This is a genomic window from Paraburkholderia acidicola (assembly GCF_002362315.1).
Lineage (GTDB): Bacteria > Pseudomonadota > Gammaproteobacteria > Burkholderiales > Burkholderiaceae > Paraburkholderia > Paraburkholderia acidicola.
On record NZ_MTZV01000006.1, the window covers coordinates 131,520 to 148,885 of the forward strand.

9 protein-coding genes are annotated in these 17,366 nt (G+C 62.6%); 8 read left to right on the forward strand and 1 reads right to left on the reverse strand.

Annotated features, from left to right (window positions below; genetic code table 11):
* Positions 1-28: 28 nt before the first annotated feature.
* Positions 29-1,183 carry a hypothetical protein gene (locus BWP39_RS19650; protein WP_170043881.1) on the reverse strand — a complete coding sequence of 385 codons (1,155 nt, stop codon included), beginning with the start codon at positions 1,181-1,183 and terminating at the stop codon, positions 29-31.
* Between the two features lie 457 nt (positions 1,184-1,640).
* On the opposite strand from BWP39_RS19650, the gene BWP39_RS19655 reads away from it, so the two are divergent.
* The 8 genes from BWP39_RS19655 (at position 1,641) to BWP39_RS19690 (ending at position 17,339) form a co-directional block, all read left to right on the forward strand.
* A complete protein-coding gene (locus tag BWP39_RS19655; RefSeq protein ID WP_096723230.1) occupies positions 1,641-2,849 on the forward strand; it encodes a capsule biosynthesis protein in 1,209 nt (402 codons plus the stop codon).
* Positions 2,842-3,627 (forward strand): SDR family NAD(P)-dependent oxidoreductase, encoded by a 786-nt coding sequence (locus BWP39_RS19660; RefSeq protein ID WP_096723232.1) that lies wholly within the window; start codon positions 2,842-2,844, stop codon positions 3,625-3,627. Before BWP39_RS19655 ends, BWP39_RS19660 begins: the two co-directional genes overlap by 8 nt.
* Positions 3,628-5,163, forward strand: a complete 1,536-nt coding sequence (locus tag BWP39_RS19665; protein ID WP_096723234.1) for an LTA synthase family protein — start codon at positions 3,628-3,630, stop codon at positions 5,161-5,163.
* Complete coding sequence (locus tag BWP39_RS19670) at positions 5,160-12,827, forward strand: type I polyketide synthase (protein ID WP_096723236.1); 7,668 nt, start codon at positions 5,160-5,162, stop codon at positions 12,825-12,827. Before BWP39_RS19665 ends, BWP39_RS19670 begins: the two co-directional genes overlap by 4 nt.
* Positions 12,827-13,741 (forward strand): UDP-3-O-acyl N-acetylglycosamine deacetylase, encoded by a 915-nt coding sequence (locus BWP39_RS19675; RefSeq protein ID WP_096723238.1) that lies wholly within the window; start codon positions 12,827-12,829, stop codon positions 13,739-13,741. Before BWP39_RS19670 ends, BWP39_RS19675 begins: the two co-directional genes overlap by 1 nt.
* A 42-nt stretch (positions 13,742-13,783) precedes the next feature.
* On the forward strand, positions 13,784-15,121 hold the full coding sequence (locus tag BWP39_RS19680; RefSeq protein WP_096723240.1) for an aminotransferase class I/II-fold pyridoxal phosphate-dependent enzyme: 1,338 nt from the start codon (positions 13,784-13,786) through the stop codon (positions 15,119-15,121).
* A gap of 16 nt (positions 15,122-15,137) precedes the next feature.
* Positions 15,138-15,824 (forward strand): GNAT family N-acetyltransferase, encoded by a 687-nt coding sequence (locus BWP39_RS19685; protein WP_096723242.1) that lies wholly within the window; start codon positions 15,138-15,140, stop codon positions 15,822-15,824.
* An 84-nt stretch (positions 15,825-15,908) separates the two neighbouring features.
* Entirely contained in the window at positions 15,909-17,339 is a 1,431-nt protein-coding gene (locus BWP39_RS19690) for a mannose-1-phosphate guanylyltransferase/mannose-6-phosphate isomerase (RefSeq protein ID WP_096723244.1), read from the forward strand.
* Positions 17,340-17,366 lie beyond the last annotated feature (27 nt).

A 17,366-nucleotide genomic window follows, 5' to 3' on the forward strand; every position in this document is an offset into this window, starting at 1 on the left:
GGAGTGTCGTGACGCACGGCTTCGATCCCTAGTCGTGATGCTCACGCACGCCCGCAAGCAGCAGACTCAGTACGCCCCAGACGATCATCCCCAGTGCAAAGACCTCAAAGATCGATTTGATACGCTTTGGCTCAATTGCAACGTCGGGCGTATTGGGTTGTACAAGTCTCTCCAGATAAAGCTGCTTACGTTGTGCTTCGGCCTGGGCACTTTCAAGTGCGGCCATTGCCGACGCCAGTTGCTTGTCGGCGAACTGGGAGTCCAACTGGATGCGCGCGTACGCCGCAGCTTTATTCGATAAAGAATTCCTGCCACCTGTTACACCGCTAGTGGCCGCTTCGATTTGTTTTTCGAGCGTCGCAATGCTGGTCTTCAGCACTGGAATCTGTGGGTTTTGTGGTGCGATGGACTGTAACTGGATCAGTTCCGTCTGCGCCGAGAACATCTGTGTTTGCAGTGCCGTGACCTGCTGCAATTGCAATGCCGATTGTTTTTCTGGATCGAAAACCGTGTACGAGTCGCGATAGATTGCCAGCGCTGCCGCGGCATCTTTTGCTTTGGCTGCGGCCACATCGACCTGGTGTTGCGCAAACTGTACCGTATCGGCGGACGCCCGATCATTCATGCGATTGACCAATCGCTCGCTCATCTCCAGCAGTGTTTCATTGATTTTCGATGCGTCGTTTGCAGTGTAGCTGCGAACCTGGAGCGTAGTGATAGCGGACGCTGAGTCAAAATCCACGGACACGATGTGCTTGCCGTAGTATTTCCACAGCGCTTCAAAGCTACCGTCCAGGCTCCTGGAAAAATGGCTCAGGAAGTCGCCATGATTGCCGTAGGTGTTCGCAATATAGTTATTCTCGTTCAGCTCTTTGAGCGCGTCGCGTGACTGAATGTAGTCGATGACTGGATAGGTGTCGTCTTGAGCGCGCGAAAAGCCTGTCCCTTGCAGTAATGCGCCCACGACACTGGCTTGACTTTGCCGTTGCGCGCTACGTACGACGAAGCGGGACTCCGAGACGTACACATCCGACGCGATCAGCCCGAAGTAAGCAACCGCGATGATGGTCGGGGCGAGAACGCTTAACGCAAAGAGCCGATTGACCCCCTTGACGCGCTCGACCAGCCCTTTCTTCTTCCCCGACGCCGGCAATGCGGCGCTATTACTAGATGCAGTTTCCAACGTCTTATCCAACTTAGAAATATTATTTCGACTCCCTTTCACTTGTCGGTCTGCAAGGAAGGAAGAAGGAGATGCCGCATGAACCGGCAGCCAATGCGGCGCCAGGTTCTGCCTGCGTGTGCCAATACAAATGTTTAAAACGTGCCTTCTGCCAGACACATAGAAACGAACTGGCGCCACAAATTTTGATGTGACAAAAAACAGCGCCACTTCACCCGATAGAGCAAGGGCGGCCGATTATAGCCACCCGAAATAGAGCACACCATCCACCTTCGTCTCCTTCCAACAACTTCCACAATATTTTATGCACTTTGATATTTTTTGCACCGCGATGTTGTATCCTTCGATACCTGCCTAAGACCAGCAGCTGCTATTAAAACGTTTCCGAAGTCTATCAGGGGAGAGGGCGCTCGCGTCCGGGTTCCCATCGTGAAGCTCGGACAGCCTCGAAGCCCTTATGCACCGTTCCTTTCTCGCCCTGCAAGGCACGGCTTCTCCGTTCTTTAGCCGTCTTGCCATCGCGTTGCGCGAGCGTGGTCATTCCGTTCGTCGGGTTAATTTTTGTGGCGGCGATGTGACATACGCAGGTATTGGCGATACCTGGAATTTCTGCGGATCGTTAAATAACTTAACAGACTGGTACGTCAATCACGTGAAAGCGGGCGGTTTCACGGACGTAATAATGTTCGGCGACTGTCGCGAAATCCACCGTCCAATGCACCCGATCGCCCAGACTAATGGTTTGCGCGTGCATGTCTTCGAAGAAGGTTATGTCCGTCCCCATTGGCTAACCCTTGAAAAACACGGCGTAAATGGCCGTTCTCAACTGCCGCGCGACCCCGCCTGGTATCGCGATCAACGTCGTTACACGCCGCCCAGCCCCCTTGGTCAACCCACGGGCTATAACCTCTACGAGCGTGCGTTTCACGACATCCGCTATCGCAGCGCCAATACGCTTTACGCAACCCGCTTCCCGCATTACCGCAGCCACCGCCCGAGAAACGGCTTTTTCGAGTACTCGGGCCTCGCCGTCCGCGCATTGCGCCAGCGCCAGCACCATCGCGACTCCGACCAGGTCACGCGCGATCTGCTCGCAGCCGGTCACCCGTACTACATCTTCCCGCTGCAGCTGAACTCGGACGCGCAGATCGTCGTTCATTCGCCGTTCGACGGCGTGGGCGAGGCGATTGAACGGGTACTGAGGTCTTTCGCGACTCACGCGCCGGCCGGCTCCTGGATCGTCATCAAAAATCACCCCCTCGACACCGGTCTGATCGATCACCGTCGCCATGCCGAGCGGCTCGCGCGTGAACTCGGTATCGCCGACCGTCTGCGTTTCATCGACGCGGGCCACCTGCCTACTTTGCTCGACCACGCGCGCGGCGCCGTGGTTGTGAACAGCACCGTCGGTCTGTCGGCATTGCACCATCGTCGGCCGCTAGTCGCACTGGGCACCGCGATCTACAACATGCAAGGCCTGACCTGGCAAGGCTCGCTCGACGACTTCTGGCTGCACGGCGAGCAACCGGACATGGATCTGTATCAGGCCTTTCTCGACTACGTCGTCCATCACACGCAGATCAACGGCGATTTCTACACCCGTACCGGTATCGCCATGGCCACCGCCGATGCGGTGCGGCGTCTCGAGGCGGCACCGCATGCCTAAAGCCGCTCCGCGCCACATCGTCATCACCGGCGCAAGCGCGGGGCTTGGCCGCGCGCTCGCGCTGGCGTATGCGGCGCCTGGGGTGGTGCTCGGTCTGCTCGGCCGCGATGGCGCGCGGCTCGACGCAGCGGCGCAGGCGTGCCGGGCGAAGGGGGCGATCGTCGAAACCGGTCAGATCGATGTGCGCGACGGCGCCGCCATGCAAACCTGGCTGCACCAGTTTGATTACACCCATCCGATCGATCTCCTCATCGCCAACGCCGGCGCCGCCAGCACGCTCGCGTCGGCGCAGGACTGGGAAGAGCTCGAGCGCACGGCGGCCATCGTCGACACCAACTTTTATGGCGCGATGCACGCGGTGCTGCCGGTGGTCTCGCGCATGCGTTTGCGCCGGCGTGGCCAGATTGCGCTGATCAGTTCGATCGCGGCGCTGCGCGGCATGGCGATTTCGCCAGCCTATTGCGCGAGCAAGGCAGCCATCAAAGCGTATGGCGACTCGGTGCGCCCAATCCTGGTGCGCGATGGCGTGCAGATGTCGATCGTGCTGCCCGGCTTTGTGAAGACAGCCATGAGCGATGTCTTCCCTGGTGATAAACCGTTCCTGTGGTCGGCGGAGAAAGCCGCGTTGTACATCCAGCGCAAGCTGAAGACAAACCGGGCGGAGATTGCTTTCCCCGGTTTGCTCGCGTTCGGCATGCGGCTTCTGCCGTTGTTGCCGGCCGTGCTGGCCGATGCGATTCTCGGCGGGCTGTCCTATTTGCCGCGGGAGGAGCGCTGAATGCAGGCGTCGCTCGCGCTCACGCTTCTGGCCGCTGCGGGCCTGGCGCTTTTGCCCGAAGCGCTCGCGGTGCCGCGCGCCTCGCCGCGTCGTTCGCTAGTCGCGCTCGCGCTGCATACGGCGGCGATCTGTTTCATCTGTCTGTGTGTGTTGCTGATCACCGGGCGCGTGAGGTTTTCCGCATTCGTCGCGATTGCGCTGGTGGCGCTGATGGCCGGTGTGAGCAACGCCAAATACGCGTCGTTGCGCGAGCCGTTCGTTTTCACCGATCTCAGCCTGTTCATGCAGTTGTTTGCCCATCCGCGTCTCTATCTACCGTTTTTGAGCGTGAGCACGGTAACCGCCTTTGCTGTCGGCATCGTAGTGGTGCTCACCGGTTTCATCGTGGACACGCCGCTCGCACATAAACCCGTCGGCGCGCTGGTGCTGGCCCTATGCGCCTGCCTTGCCGCGGGTTACACGCTGGCAGCACGCTTGCCGCTCACCCTGAATCCCGTCGATGACCAGAAACGTCACGGGTTTTTCGCGGTTTTCGTCGCCTATCTGCTCAACGGCATGCAGTTTTCCACCGCACGGCGGTTGCGCAGCGCGCTGGCTGCCGGTCCGTTTGCGAGCGGCGCGCCGCAATCGACTCCCGACGTGATCGTGATCCAGAGCGAGTCGTTCTTCGACGTGCGCCGTCTTGCGGATGCGATCAATCCCACCATCCTCACGCATTTCGACGCGGCGCGACGCGAGTCGATCCAGTATGGCCAGTTCGCCGTGCCCGCATGGGGCGCCAATACGATGCGCACGGAGTTCGCGACGTTGACCGGCGTGGCCGAAACGGAACTCGGCTATGCGCGCTTTTATCCGTATGCGTTCGTGCGGCGCGCCTGTGCGGCGCTTCCTGCGTGGTTCAAGCGCGGCGGCTATCGGACCATGGCGATCCATCCGTACTACGCGGATTTCTTCGGTCGCGAGCGCGCATTCAAATATTTGCAGTTCGATCGTTTCCATGACATTGCGTCGTTCGCCAACGCGGGACGCGTCGGCCCTTACGTCGCGGACATGGCGGTGGCCGAAGCGATCGTCAACGAACTCGATGCACCACGCCACAAACCGGCCTTCATCTTTGCGATGACGATGGAAAACCACGGTCCTCTGCATCTGGAAACGGTTCAGGCCGGCGAGGGCGCGGCTTTCCATACGCTCGGCGACGACGCGCGCTGGCACGATCTGACGGCTTATCTGCGGCATCTCGCCAACGCCGATGCGATGCTCGGCCATCTACTCACCGTCCTGCGCGCGCGGCGCCGCGATACGGTGCTGTGTTTTTACGGTGATCACGTGCCGGCGTTGCCGCGCGTGTTCAGCGGGCTCGGTTGCGATCCGACGCAGAGCGACTACTTTATCTGGCGCAACTACGGCAATGCGTCAGCGATCCAGAAAGATTTGCGCGCCGAACAACTCGGCCCGGATCTGCTTCAAGCCCTTGAAGCAGGCGTGGCGGGCGGGTTGACGGCGCGGCTGTTGCACCAGACAACTGAACGATGAGCAAACCGATAGCAATTGTGGGGATGGCTTGCCGTTTCCCTGGTCATGTCGAGGGACCTGAAGACTTCTGGGCGCTGCTGCGCGACGAAAAAGATGCAGTCACGCAAGTACCGGCTGAACGTTTCGGCACGGAGTTCTATCAGCATCCCACGAAGCGCGAAGCAGGCAAGAGCTATACGTTTTCGGCAGGTGTACTCGACGATGTAGCCGGCTTCGACGCCGCCTTCTTCGGCATCTCGCCGCGCGAGGCGCAGCAGATGGACCCGCAGCAGCGTCTGTTGCTCGAACTCGCGTGGGAGACCTTCGAGGACGCGGGTGTGCGTCCGCGCGACATGGAGGGCAGCCCTTGCGCGGTCTATGTCGGTGTCGCGAGTCAGGACTATGGCAATCGTTTCGTCGATGACCTGAATTCGATCGATCCGTACTCGGCGACCGGCAACACGCTGAGCATTGCGTCGAACCGTCTGTCGTATCTGTTCGATCTGCGCGGTCCGAGCGTGTCGGTGGATACCGCGTGTTCGTCGTCGCTGGTCGCGTTGCATCAGGCCTGTCAGGCGTTGCAATCGGGCGACGCCGAAGTGGCGCTCGCAGGTGGCGTCAATCTGCTGCTGCATCCGTTCGGCTTCGTGACGTTTTCGAAAGCGTCGATGCTGTCGCCGCGTGGCCGTTGCCGTGCGTTTGACGCAACCGGCGACGGCTATGTCCGCTCTGAAGGCGGCGCGCTCGTGATGCTTAAAACGCTCGATCGCGCACTGGCCGATGGCGACACGATACATGCGGTCATCGCGGGCTCCGGCGTCAATTCGGATGGGTACTCGCAAGGCGGTATCAGCGTGCCGGGTGCGGCCACGCAAGCCGCACTGCTGCGCACGGTCTATGAGCGCGCAGGTGTCGATCCGCGCTCGCTTGCCTATGTCGAGGCGCACGGCACGGGGACCGCGGTTGGTGATCCGATCGAAGCGCGTGCGTTGATGGAAGTCGCATCGGCGGGGCGGCCGGTCGACCGGCCGTTGCTGATCGGCTCGGTGAAAACCAACGTCGGCCACCTCGAAACCGCGTCCGGCATGGCCGGTTTGATCAAGGCGATTCTGTGCCTGAAGCACCGCGCGGTGCCGAAGACGCTGCATTTTGAAACGCCAAATCCTGCAATCGATTTCATCGGTGGCCGGCTGCGCGTCGTCGATCGCTTCACACCACTCGAAGGCGGTGCGGAGCCGCTGGTTATCGGTGTGAATTCGTTTGGTTTCGGCGGGACCAATGCGCACATCGTGCTGCGGGAAGCGCCTGCAACGGCAGGCAACAACGAAGCCCAGGCCGAATCACGTAGCGACGCGAAAGCCGCCGCCGCACTGCCGCCGCTGATCCTCTCGACCCGCACCGCCGCCGCGCTGCCCGCGCTGGCCGCACGTTATCTGGCGAGGCTGGATGGCGGCACGCCGTGGGCGACGCTCGCATCGAACGCGGCGCATCGTCGGCAATGGCTGAAGCACCGCGCAATCGTTTCACCGGCGACGCTTGCCGAAGCACGCGCGGCGCTCGCCGCACTGGCCGATCCGTCCGCCGATCAAACGCCGGTCGCGCTGGTACAAGGCGATACGCCTGGCGACGATACGCGTCTCGCACTGGTGTTCTCCGGCAACGGCTCGCAGTGGGCCGGCATGGGCAAGCAGCTGCAGGAACAGGAACCGGTGTTCCGTGCCGCGCTTGAGGAAGTCGACGCGCTGTGGTGTGCAGACGGCAGTCCGTCGCTGGCTGAGGTGCTGCGCGACGGTGTAAGCGCGGAGCAGCTCGAAGCCACCGAACACGCGCAGCCGTTGCTGTTCGCGCTGCAGGTCGGTGTGGTGCGCGTCCTCGAAGCGCGCGGGGTGGGCTATGACGTGTGCGTCGGCCACAGCGTCGGTGAAGTCGCCTCGGCGTGGGCGGCGGGCGCGCTGACGCTGGCGCAGGCCGTGCATGTGATCAAGATTCGCAGCCGCATGCAGGCAGGCACGCGCGGTACGGGCCGGATGGCCGCTGCCGGTCTCGGTGAGGCCGCGATGCGCGCGCTGCTGACGCAACTCGGTGTAGAGACGGCAGTCGAGGTCGCTGGCGTGAACAGCCCGCAAGCCGTCACGCTGGCCGGTTCGTTTGACGCGTTGCAGGTCGTCGAGGCCGCCGTGAAAGAGAGCGGCCGTTTCTTCCAGATGCTGGAACTCGACTACGCGTTCCACAGCAGTCAAATGGATCCGATCGAGGCCGGTGTATTGCGGGGCCTTGCAGAACTCGAACCGTCTGCGGCGACGCGTACGTTCGTCTCGGCGGTAACGGGCGAGGTGCTCGCGGGCACCGAACTCGATGCGCACTACTGGTGGCGCAATATCCGCGAACCGGTGCGTTTCGGCGACGCGATTGCGCACATCGTCGGAACCGGTGTGCGTCTGTTCCTCGAAGTCGGTCCGCATTCGATCCTGCGCACTTACGTGACGCAGACGCTCGACGATGTTCGCGTCAGCGGCCGCTCGCTCGCGACGCTCAAGCGCAATCAGGACAGCGCCCAGATGCTGCATCACGCGATCTACGCGGCGCTCGCGAACGGGGCGCGCGTTGACGTCGCACGCTTCGCGCCGGCCGGCGTACGTGTCGCGTTGCCGTCGTATCCATGGCAGCACGAACACTACTGGCTTGGGCCGACGCCCGAGGGCTACAACCTCGTCAATCGCAGGCGCGCCCATCCGTTGCTCGGTTACCGTCTGCGTGAACACGCGCTGGCCTGGGAAAATCAACTCGATCCGGCCGGCCTGCCGATGCTCGCCGATCACGTGGTCGACTGCGGTGTCGCGTTCCCGGGTGCGGGCTACGTGGAGATGGCGCTGGCCGCTGCACGCGAGCACTTCGGCACTGAGAGCTGCGCAGTCGAGAATCTCGAGATCCGTCTGCCCGTCGTGTTCCAGCCGCAGCATTCGAAACTGTTCCGCTTCACCGTCGACGTGCGCACCGCCGGTTTCACGATCGAAACGCGCGACCGCATGTCGGACGAAGCGTGGTCGCTCAATGTGACCGGCCGTCTGCTGGCGAGCGGTTGCGCACTGGATTCGAACGCTGAAGCAGACGCCCTATCCGCAGCGACGCTCGCGAATCTGCTGGCGCAGCCGGCCATGTCCGGCGACACGCTGTACGAGAACACGGCCGCAATCGGCCTGAGCTACGGTCCCGCATTCCAGTGGGTGCGCGCGGTGCATGTCGATGCGGCCGCCGATATCGCGCTGGCCGAGGTGGCCGCGCCCGCTGAGCTTGCGCAATCCGACACGACGCTGGGTGCTTATGCGCTTCATCCGGCGCTGATGGATAGCGGCTTCCATCCGTTGTTCGCATTGCTTGCATCGACGCAGCAGGCCGATATCGATGCAGCTGCGTATGTGCCGGTGCAGCTTGGACGTATCGATTATTTGCGCGGTGACGGGATTCGCTATGTGATCGCGCGGATCGAGCGTCGCAGTCCGCATTCGGTGGTTGCGTCATTCGAATTCGTCGATGCGCAGGGCGAGATCGTCGCGCGGCTCGGCGCCTGCCGCTTCCGCCGCGTCGACCTGATGGGCCGGCGTCAGCATGCACCGGGACGTTACGCGTACGTCGCGGAAGCGAGGCCGCGTGCCGACACTATCGACGCCCGTGCGTTGCCCGAACCCGCCGCCTTGCTGGACGACGCCTGCGCCGCTTTGTCCGTGCAGGAAGACCCGTTGCGCAGGCAGGCGCATCTGACGGAAATGTTGCCGCTGCTCGATGTGCTGGCCAGTGCCTACGCATTGAAAGCGCTCGATGCGCTGAACGTTTTTGCTCAACCGTCGCTGCCGGACTGCGCGCATCCTGCCTTGCTCGCGCGGCTGGTGCAGATCGCCGTTGAAGATGGCCTCGTGCAGCGCGACGGCGAGCATCTGCTGCGTGACGCCGTGGCCTGCACGAACCTGCCCGGCATCGACGAATTGTGGCGCGATCTGCTCGCGCAGTCGCCCGCCCATGTCGCCGAGCTGACCTTGCTCGCGCATTGCGGCGCCGCACTGCCCGCAGTGTTGCGCGGCGACGTGAGCGGTGCGCAGATCCTGCCGCAGTCGCGCAGCAGTCTGGTCGAACATTTCTTCGAAGCATCGCCGACGTGGGCGCACGTCAATGCGCTGACGAGTGCGTGCCTCAAGCGCGCGATCGAAGCATGGGACGAGCCGCGTCGTTTGCATGTACTCCAGTTGAATTCGCCATCGAACGATGTGCTGCAACCGCTCGCGATCCAGATGCCGTCGTCGCGTTGCGACTACACAATTGCCGGTACGCGCGAACAGGTGAGCGGTTTCGATGCCGGCGAGCATCCGTCGGTCCGCGTCGTAGGCATCGAATTCGGCGATGTGCCGTGTCTGACTGGCGTCGAGAACGGTGCGCGCTATGACATCGTGGTGGCGAGTCACGTGCTGGCGGCGCAGGCCGAGCCGCGTGTACTGTTGAACGCGTTGCGCGGCTGGCTTGCTCCGGGCGCGCTGGTCGTGATGACCGAGCCGCGCAGTAGCCGCTTCGCCGATATCGTGTTCGATCTCGACGCGGACACTGCACACGCCCATGCACGCCGCACGGCATGGCTGTCGCCGGTTGCCTTGACGAAACACCTCGAAGAGGCCGGTTTCGAAGACGTCACGCGGCATACCGAGCAGGGTCTCGATCTCGAAGGCACGCCGACATTGATCGTTGCGCGTGAGCCCTACGTGGTTGCGTCTGCAACAGATGAAACCGCACCGCAGACGGTGCCGGCCCACTGGTCGCTGCTGTACGCAGCAGACGTTGCTGACACCGCTCTGGCAACCGCGTTGCAAGCCGCAGGCCACACCACGTCGAGCAGTACATTGGCCGCATTGCGCCACGACATGAGCAAGCTGGCCTTGCCAGCGGGCCGTGAGCATCACGTGGTGTTCATCGCTCCCGATCGCGCATTGCCCGCCGATGCCGACGGCGCCGCCGTCATGCAGGTCCAGCAGCAGACTACGCTGGCTCTTGCACAACTCGTGCGCGATCTCGCGGCGGTGGCCAGCATCATGCAGCCGATGCTATGGATCGTCACGCGCGGCGGCGCGCCGGTCGTCGCTCCGTTTGCAGAGGCTGCAACCTTGCGTCCCGAACAGGCGGCGATGTGGGGCCTTGGCCGCGTGCTGGCCAACGAGCATCCCGAACTGTCGTGCCGTCTGATCGATGTGTCGCCGGCCTGCCGCGACACGGCTGCCGAACTGGCGCGTGAACTGCTCGCCTCAGCCTCAGATGGCGAAGAAGAAGTCCTGCTGACGCCGCAAGGCCGCTACGTGCCGCGCATGCTGCCCGCTGCGAGCGCGGCATTGCGCAGCGCATCGCCTGTTTCAACGTATGCACAGAGCGAACCGACGGTCCTGGGTTTTGCGTCACCGGGTTCGCTGCGTAACCTCGAATGGTTTGCGCTGCCGCAACGTGAACTCACCGCCGACGAAGTCGAGATCGAACCGGTTGCAACCGGCCTGAATTTCCGCGACGTGATGTACGCGATGGGTCTGCTGTCGGACGAAGCCGTCGAAAACGGTTTTGCCGGTGCGACGATCGGCATGGAGTTGTCGGGGCGCGTGGCGCGCGTTGGGCGCAACGTGCGGCGTTTCGTTCCCGGCGATGCGGTGCTCGGCTTCGCGCCGGCGTCGTTCGCGAGTCGCGTGCGCACCAGTACGAATGCTATCGCTCATAAGCCCGAACGTCTGACGTTCGAAGAAGCGGCCACTGTGCCGACCACGTTCTTTACGGCGTACTACGCGCTGTGCGAACTCGCGCGTCTGCGCCGCGGCGAGCGTGTACTCGTGCATGGCGCGGCCGGTGGCGTGGGGATCGCGGCGATCCAGCTCGCACGCCATCTAGGCGCGGAAGTCTTCGCGACGGCGGGTAGCCGCGAGAAACGCGAATTCGTGCGTCTGCTCGGTGCGGATCATGTGTTCGATTCGCGCAGCCTCGCGTTCGCCGATGAAATCCGCGAACGCACGCAAGGTGCCGGCGTCGATGTCGTGCTCAACTCGCTGGCTGGCGAAGCGATGGTGCGCAGTATCGATACGCTGCGTCCGTTCGGCCGTTTTCTCGAACTCGGCAAGCGAGATTTCTACGAGAACAGTCGCATCGGTTTGCGTCCGTTCCGCAACAACATCAGCTATTTCGGCATCGACGCGGACCAGTTGATGAGCGCGCTGCCGGAGTTGACAGCGCGTCTGTTCGACGAAGTGATGCAACTCTTCGCGAGCGGCGTGCTGCATCCGTTGCCGTATCGCGCGTTCCCCGCCGACCGGGTCGAGGAAGCGTTCCGCCATATGCAGCAGGCGCGTCAGATCGGCAAGATCCTCGTGACCTATCCGGACGGCACGCCGGCTCCGGCTCGCACGACGGCTGTGACCGAAGCGTTGCAGCTCGATCCTGCAGCGGCCTATCTGATCGTCGGTGGGACCAGCGGATTCGGGTTCGCCACCGCACGCTGGATGATGTCGCGCGGCGCGCGTCATCTGACATTGGCCAGCCGTTCGGGCACGCTCACGCCGGAACTTGCCGCAGAGGCACAGACGTGGCGCGAACAGCGCGGCGTACAGGTGCATACAGCCGCCTGCGACGTCACCGATGCCGCCGCGCTCGATGCGCTGCTCGCCTGGATCGCCGCACGCGGCACGCCGCTCAAGGGCGTGGTGCATTCGGCGATGGTCATCGACGATGGCCTCATTCGCAATCTCGACGACACGCGTTTTGCCGCCGTGCTCGCGCCGAAGCTGGCTGGCGCATGGAATCTGCATCGGGCGACATGTGATCTAAAGCTCGACCTCTTCGTCGTGTATTCGTCGGCGACGACGTTCCTCGGGAATCCGGGGCAATCGAGCTATGTAGCGGCCAACAGCTTCCTCGAAGCACTGATTGGCCAGCGCCGTGCTGGGGGTTTAAGCGGGACGTACATGGCGTGGGGCCCGCTGGACGACGTCGGCTTCCTCGCGCGCAACGCCGAGACGCGTGAAGCGTTGCAGGCACGCATCGGCGGTTTGTCGATCACGTCGACTGAAGCGCTGGCGGCATTGGAGCGTGCGTTGCTCGACGAGACCGTTGGCGAGGCGGTGGTGCGTCTTGACTGGCAGGCGCTCGCACTCGGTATGCCGGCCGCGCGTGCGCGCCGCTACACCGAGCTGCATGCGCGCGGCAGTCATGAGCCGGCGCGCCAGGGCGGCGCGCAGATGCGCGACCAGATTCTCGGCTTGCCGTTTGCGGAAGCGCTGCGTCTTGTCGAGGAGACCTTGCAGGCGCAGATCGCGCGCATCCTGCACATGTCGCCGGAAAAAATCGAAACCGGTCGTTCGATCCTCGACATGGGCATGGATTCGCTGATGGGCATGGAACTCGGCATGGCGGTCGAAGAGAGCTTCCAGGTCAAGCTGTCGATCATGACGATGGCCGAAGGCGCGACTGTGCATTCGCTCGCGCAACGCATCGTGGAATCGATCCAGACGCAGGACGAAACAGCAGAACCGAGTGCGGCAGCGGCACAGGTCGCGACATTTGCCGCACAACATGCACTCGATGTCGGCGTGCATGCGCTTGCGGATGTAGCCGACGCGTTGTCGGAACAGCGCGATACGCAGATGCCCGTGCCGAGCGTGACGGAGCTGGTCTGATGCTGGCACCCGCGGGTTGGAGCAGCCAGGAGGGCACGCTCGCGCGACCGTTGCAGCTGAGCGGTCACGGCCTGCATACGGGGCGGCGCGTCAACGTGCGGATCGTTCCGGGCAACGCCGACAGTCCGCGCGGCATCGTCTTCAAGCGTATGGAAGGCGGTCGCGTTCTGGCGGAACTCGCGGTGAGTCCGGCGCTGCGGCGCGGCCAGCCGCTGTGCACGATGCTCGAAACAGCTGGTGGCGTGCGCGTGCGCACGATCGAGCATCTGCTGGCCTCGTTGCTGACCTGCGAGATCGATCGCGCGACAGTCGAACTCGATGCCGAAGAAGTACCGATTCTCGATGGCAGCGCACAGCCGTGGATCGAGGCGATTCACGCGTGCGGACGAATCGAATTGCCAGCTGCCAAGCGATTCATTCGCGTATTGCAGGCGGTGAAGATCGTCGATGGAGAGGGCACGCGCGACGAACGCAGTATCTCGATCGAACCGTCGTCTACGTATGAAATGGCCGTGCGCAACGAGCTAAAAGGTTTTGGGGAATTGCGGTGGGACGGCGCAGTGACGCCTGAGAGTTTTGCCGGACAGATCGCGCCGTCGCGTTCGTATGGACGCGTCAAATGGGCAATCCCCGCGATTCTTGCCGGCTACGTGCGCGGTATGCCGATCCTGCGCGGCGCACGTCTGTCGTGTACCGCGGCGATTGTCGGCAATCGCGTGCTGGGCGGCATGCGCGTACCCGATGAATTCGTGCGGCACCGTGTACTCGATCTGGTGGGCGATATGGCCATGGCCGGAGCACCGCTACTCGGTCGCGTGAACGCAGTGCGACCGAGTCATGAAATGAACTACAAGCTCATAGCCCGCTTGCTCGCCACGCGCGATGCGTGGGAATGGGCCGAATTTACGGCTTGAACTCGACTTCAGGCCAGACCATCACGGGGTTAGTGCAACAACATGGGATTGGGCGATCAGATCCGTCAGCAACTCGCTGCGAAGGCGCTGTTGCGGCAACTCGAGCGGGTGTCCGAAGAGGCGCAGGCGCCAGGCGTGCCGCTGGCCGCCAGTGGTACGCGCGCGGCGCAGGACGCTTCGCGTGCGGCGCTATGCAGCTTCGAGACGATGCCGGGCTATCAGCAGGTCGAAATCATGCGGCAGATGGGCGAGAAGCTGCAGGTGCAGTCGCCGTTCTTTCGCGTGCATGAAGGCATTGCAGGAGCTACGACGCGGATCGGCGGCGCCGAGTACGTGAACTACGCGAACTACAACTACCTGGGCCTCGCCGGCGATCCACGGGTTTCCGCCCGCGCTAAGGAGGCGATCGATCGTTACGGCACCTCCGCGTCGGCGAGCCGGATGGTGGCGGGCGAGCGGCCGGTGCAACGCGAACTCGAAACGGCGCTCGCGTCGTTTTACGAGGTGGACGACTGCGTTGTATTCGTGAGCGGTCATGCGACCAACGTCACGGTGATCGGTTCGCTGTTCGGTCAGGGCGATCTGATCGTGCACGACTCGCTTGCGCACAACAGCATCGTGCAGGGCGCGCAACTGAGCGGCGCGAAACGGTTGAGCTTTCCGCACAACGACTGGCAGGCACTCGATGCATTGCTGACGCGCGTGCGACAGGATTACCGCCGCGTGCTGATTGCCGTGGAGGGTTTATACAGCATGGACGGGGACTTCCCCGACCTGGCGCAATTCGTCGCGATCAAACGCCGTCATGCCGCGTTCCTGATGGTCGACGAGGCGCACTCGCTGGGCGTGCTGGGCGCGCATGGCAGGGGCATTCGCGAGCAGTGCGGTATCGCGAGCGACGAGGTCGATATCTGGATGGGTACGCTGAGCAAGACGCTGGCGGGCTGCGGCGGATTTATCGCCGGGTCGCAGGCGTTGATCGACATCCTGCGACATCTCGCGCCAGGCTTTCTGTATAGCGTCGGACTTTCGCCCGCGCTGGCGGCAGCCTCGCTTGCCGCACTCGAGCGCCTGATTGCCGAACCGGAGCGCGTGGCGCTTTTGCGCGCACGTGGCAAGCAGTTTCTCGATGAAGCACATGCCGCAGGTCTCGATACGGGCAAGAGCGCAGGGTATGCCGTTGTGCCGATCATCACCGGCAGCACGCTGAAAGCGGCGCAGTGGGCCAATACGTTGTTTGCGGAAGGCATCAACGTGCAGCCGATTTTCTATCCGGCAGTCGAAGAGAAAGCGGCGCGCCTGCGGTTTTTTATCTGTTCGACGCACCAGCCCGGGCAGATCAGCCAGACCATCGCGGCGCTCAAGCGCCTGCCTCGATAGAGAGAAGCTCATCGTTATGCACGCCATTCAAACAGCGCACACCCGTGCAACGGGAGGGGGCCAGGAAGCCCCAGCGTTGCGCTTTCGCCCGGCGCAAGCGGACGATGCACAGGCGTGCGCGCCGCTGATGTTTGCTTCTGGCGTGCGCGAATTTGGTTACTTTCTCGGTGAACAACCCGATACGTGCATCGCGTTCCTGCAATTTGCTTTTGCGTCGAAGCATGGGCGTTTTTCCTATCGGCGGCACCGTGTGGCAGTGACGGGCGACGGCACGGTAGTGGCGTTGCTTGCGATGCACGACGGTCGCGCGATCTGGTTTGACGATCCGCATGTCGCGCTGATGTTGCTGTCGTTCTTTGGTGTGCGTCGCACGGTCGGCATGTTGTTGCGCGGATTGGTGCTGGAAAGCGAATTGCCCGCGCCGAAATCGTCGCAAACGCAGATTGCACACTGTGCGACGCACGAACAGATGCGAGGCGAGGGCGTATTCAGTGCGCTATTCACGAACACATTGCGAGCGGAGTTGCTTCATGAGGCGCGTGGCAGGCAGATCGTGCTGGATGTACTGGTCAGCAATACGCGTGCGTATGAACTGTATAAGCGGTTGAATTTCGCGGAGTTGCCGCGCAAGAATCCGGTCTCGCGCCGTTTGCCGCGTGAACTCGAGTCGGTACGGATGGAACTCACCGGTGCAACGGATTGAACCGGGCCACACCGTTCAGCGTGCGAAGCACCGCGAAGGTATGCCCAGTCTTTGATTACAACAAAACGTAGAGAGAAGTAGACCATGCTCATTCATCCCGTGATCCTGTGTGGCGGAAGTGGCACACGCTTGTGGCCGATGTCGCGCGGCGGTTATCCGAAGCAGTATCTGAAGTTGACTGGCGAAAACACGCTGGTTCAGCAGACGGCATTGCGCCTGCGCGGTATCGCCGACGTGGCATCGCCGATTGTCGTCACGAATAACGAACAGCGCTTTCTGGTTGCCGAGCAGCTGCGTCAGATTGGTACGACCACGTCGTCGATCGTGCTCGAACCAGTCAGCCGTAACACGGCGCCGGCGATCGCCATCGCTGCATTGATGGCCTTGCGTGAATCACCCGAATCGTTGCTGCTCGTGTTGCCGTCGGACCACGTGATCGCTGGTGAAGCGGCCTTCGTCAAAGCCGCCGAAGCGGCGGCGCAGATTGCCAAAGACGGCTACCTGGTGACGTTCGGCATCACGCCGACCGAAGCCCACACCGGCTATGGTTACATTCGCGCAGGCGCACAACTGCTTGACGACACGCAGGCTTTTGCCGTCGATACGTTTGTTGAAAAACCGGACACCGCGACGGCGCAGCGTTTCCTCGCGGACGGCGGTTACTACTGGAACAGCGGCATGTTCATGCTGAAGGCGTCGACCTTCATGGATGAGCTGCGCACGTTCGAGCCGGAAATTGCGCAGCAGGCAGAGCTTGCACTCAAGGCCGCAAAACACGACAACGACTTCGTGCGTCTCGACGCAGAAGCGTTTTCGGCGAGCCCGAACGTCTCGGTTGACCATGCGGTGATGGAGAAAACCCGTCGCGCCGCGGTGATCGCCGTGTCGGATCTCGGCTGGAACGACATTGGCTCATGGACGGCGCTCGCGGAGATTGCCGCGCGTGATGGAGAGGGCAACGCGCTGCTGGGCGACGTGCTGACGGAATCGGTGAGCAATTCGTATATTCGCGCCGAGCATCGCCTGGTGGCCGCGATTGGTCTCGACAACGTGGTGATTGTCGAAACCGCCGATGCCGTGCTGGTCGCGCATCGCGATCAGGCTCAGGACGTCAAGAAGATCGTTGCCCAACTGAATGCGATGGGCCGCCATGAGTCGGTCACGCACCGCCGCGTGGTTCGCCCGTGGGGATCGTACGAAGGGATCGACAGCGGCGATCGCTTCCAGGTGAAGCGCATTGAAGTCAGCCCAGGTGCGCAGTTAAGCCTGCAGATGCACCATCACCGTGCGGAGCACTGGATCGTGGTGAAGGGCACGGCGCTCGTCACAAACGGCGAGAACGAGACCATCCTGACCGAGAATCAATCGACTTATATTCCGCTCGGCGTGACGCATCGTTTGATGAACCCCGGCAAGATTCCGCTCGAGCTGATCGAGGTGCAGTCGGGTGCTTATCTTGGGGAGGACGATATCGTCCGGTTCGAGGATACCTACGGGCGGGTGCCGAAGGCATGACGTAGCCAGCAGCTAAAGCACGAGGCT

Bases quoted from the DNA above. Each gene is read 5' to 3' on its own strand.
- BWP39_RS19655 (WP_096723230.1), top strand. From the start codon at position 1,641: ATGCACCGTTCCTTTCTCGCCCTGCAAGGCACGGCTTCTCCGTTCTTT.
- BWP39_RS19660 (WP_096723232.1), top strand. From the start codon at position 2,842: ATGCCTAAAGCCGCTCCGCGCCACATCGTCATCACCGGCGCAAGCGCG.
- BWP39_RS19665 (WP_096723234.1), top strand. From the start codon at position 3,628: ATGCAGGCGTCGCTCGCGCTCACGCTTCTGGCCGCTGCGGGCCTGGCG.
- BWP39_RS19670 (WP_096723236.1), top strand. From the start codon at position 5,160: ATGAGCAAACCGATAGCAATTGTGGGGATGGCTTGCCGTTTCCCTGGT.
- BWP39_RS19675 (WP_096723238.1), top strand. From the start codon at position 12,827: ATGCTGGCACCCGCGGGTTGGAGCAGCCAGGAGGGCACGCTCGCGCGA.
- BWP39_RS19680 (WP_096723240.1), top strand. From the start codon at position 13,784: ATGGGATTGGGCGATCAGATCCGTCAGCAACTCGCTGCGAAGGCGCTG.
- BWP39_RS19685 (WP_096723242.1), top strand. From the start codon at position 15,138: ATGCACGCCATTCAAACAGCGCACACCCGTGCAACGGGAGGGGGCCAG.
- BWP39_RS19690 (WP_096723244.1), top strand. From the start codon at position 15,909: ATGCTCATTCATCCCGTGATCCTGTGTGGCGGAAGTGGCACACGCTTG.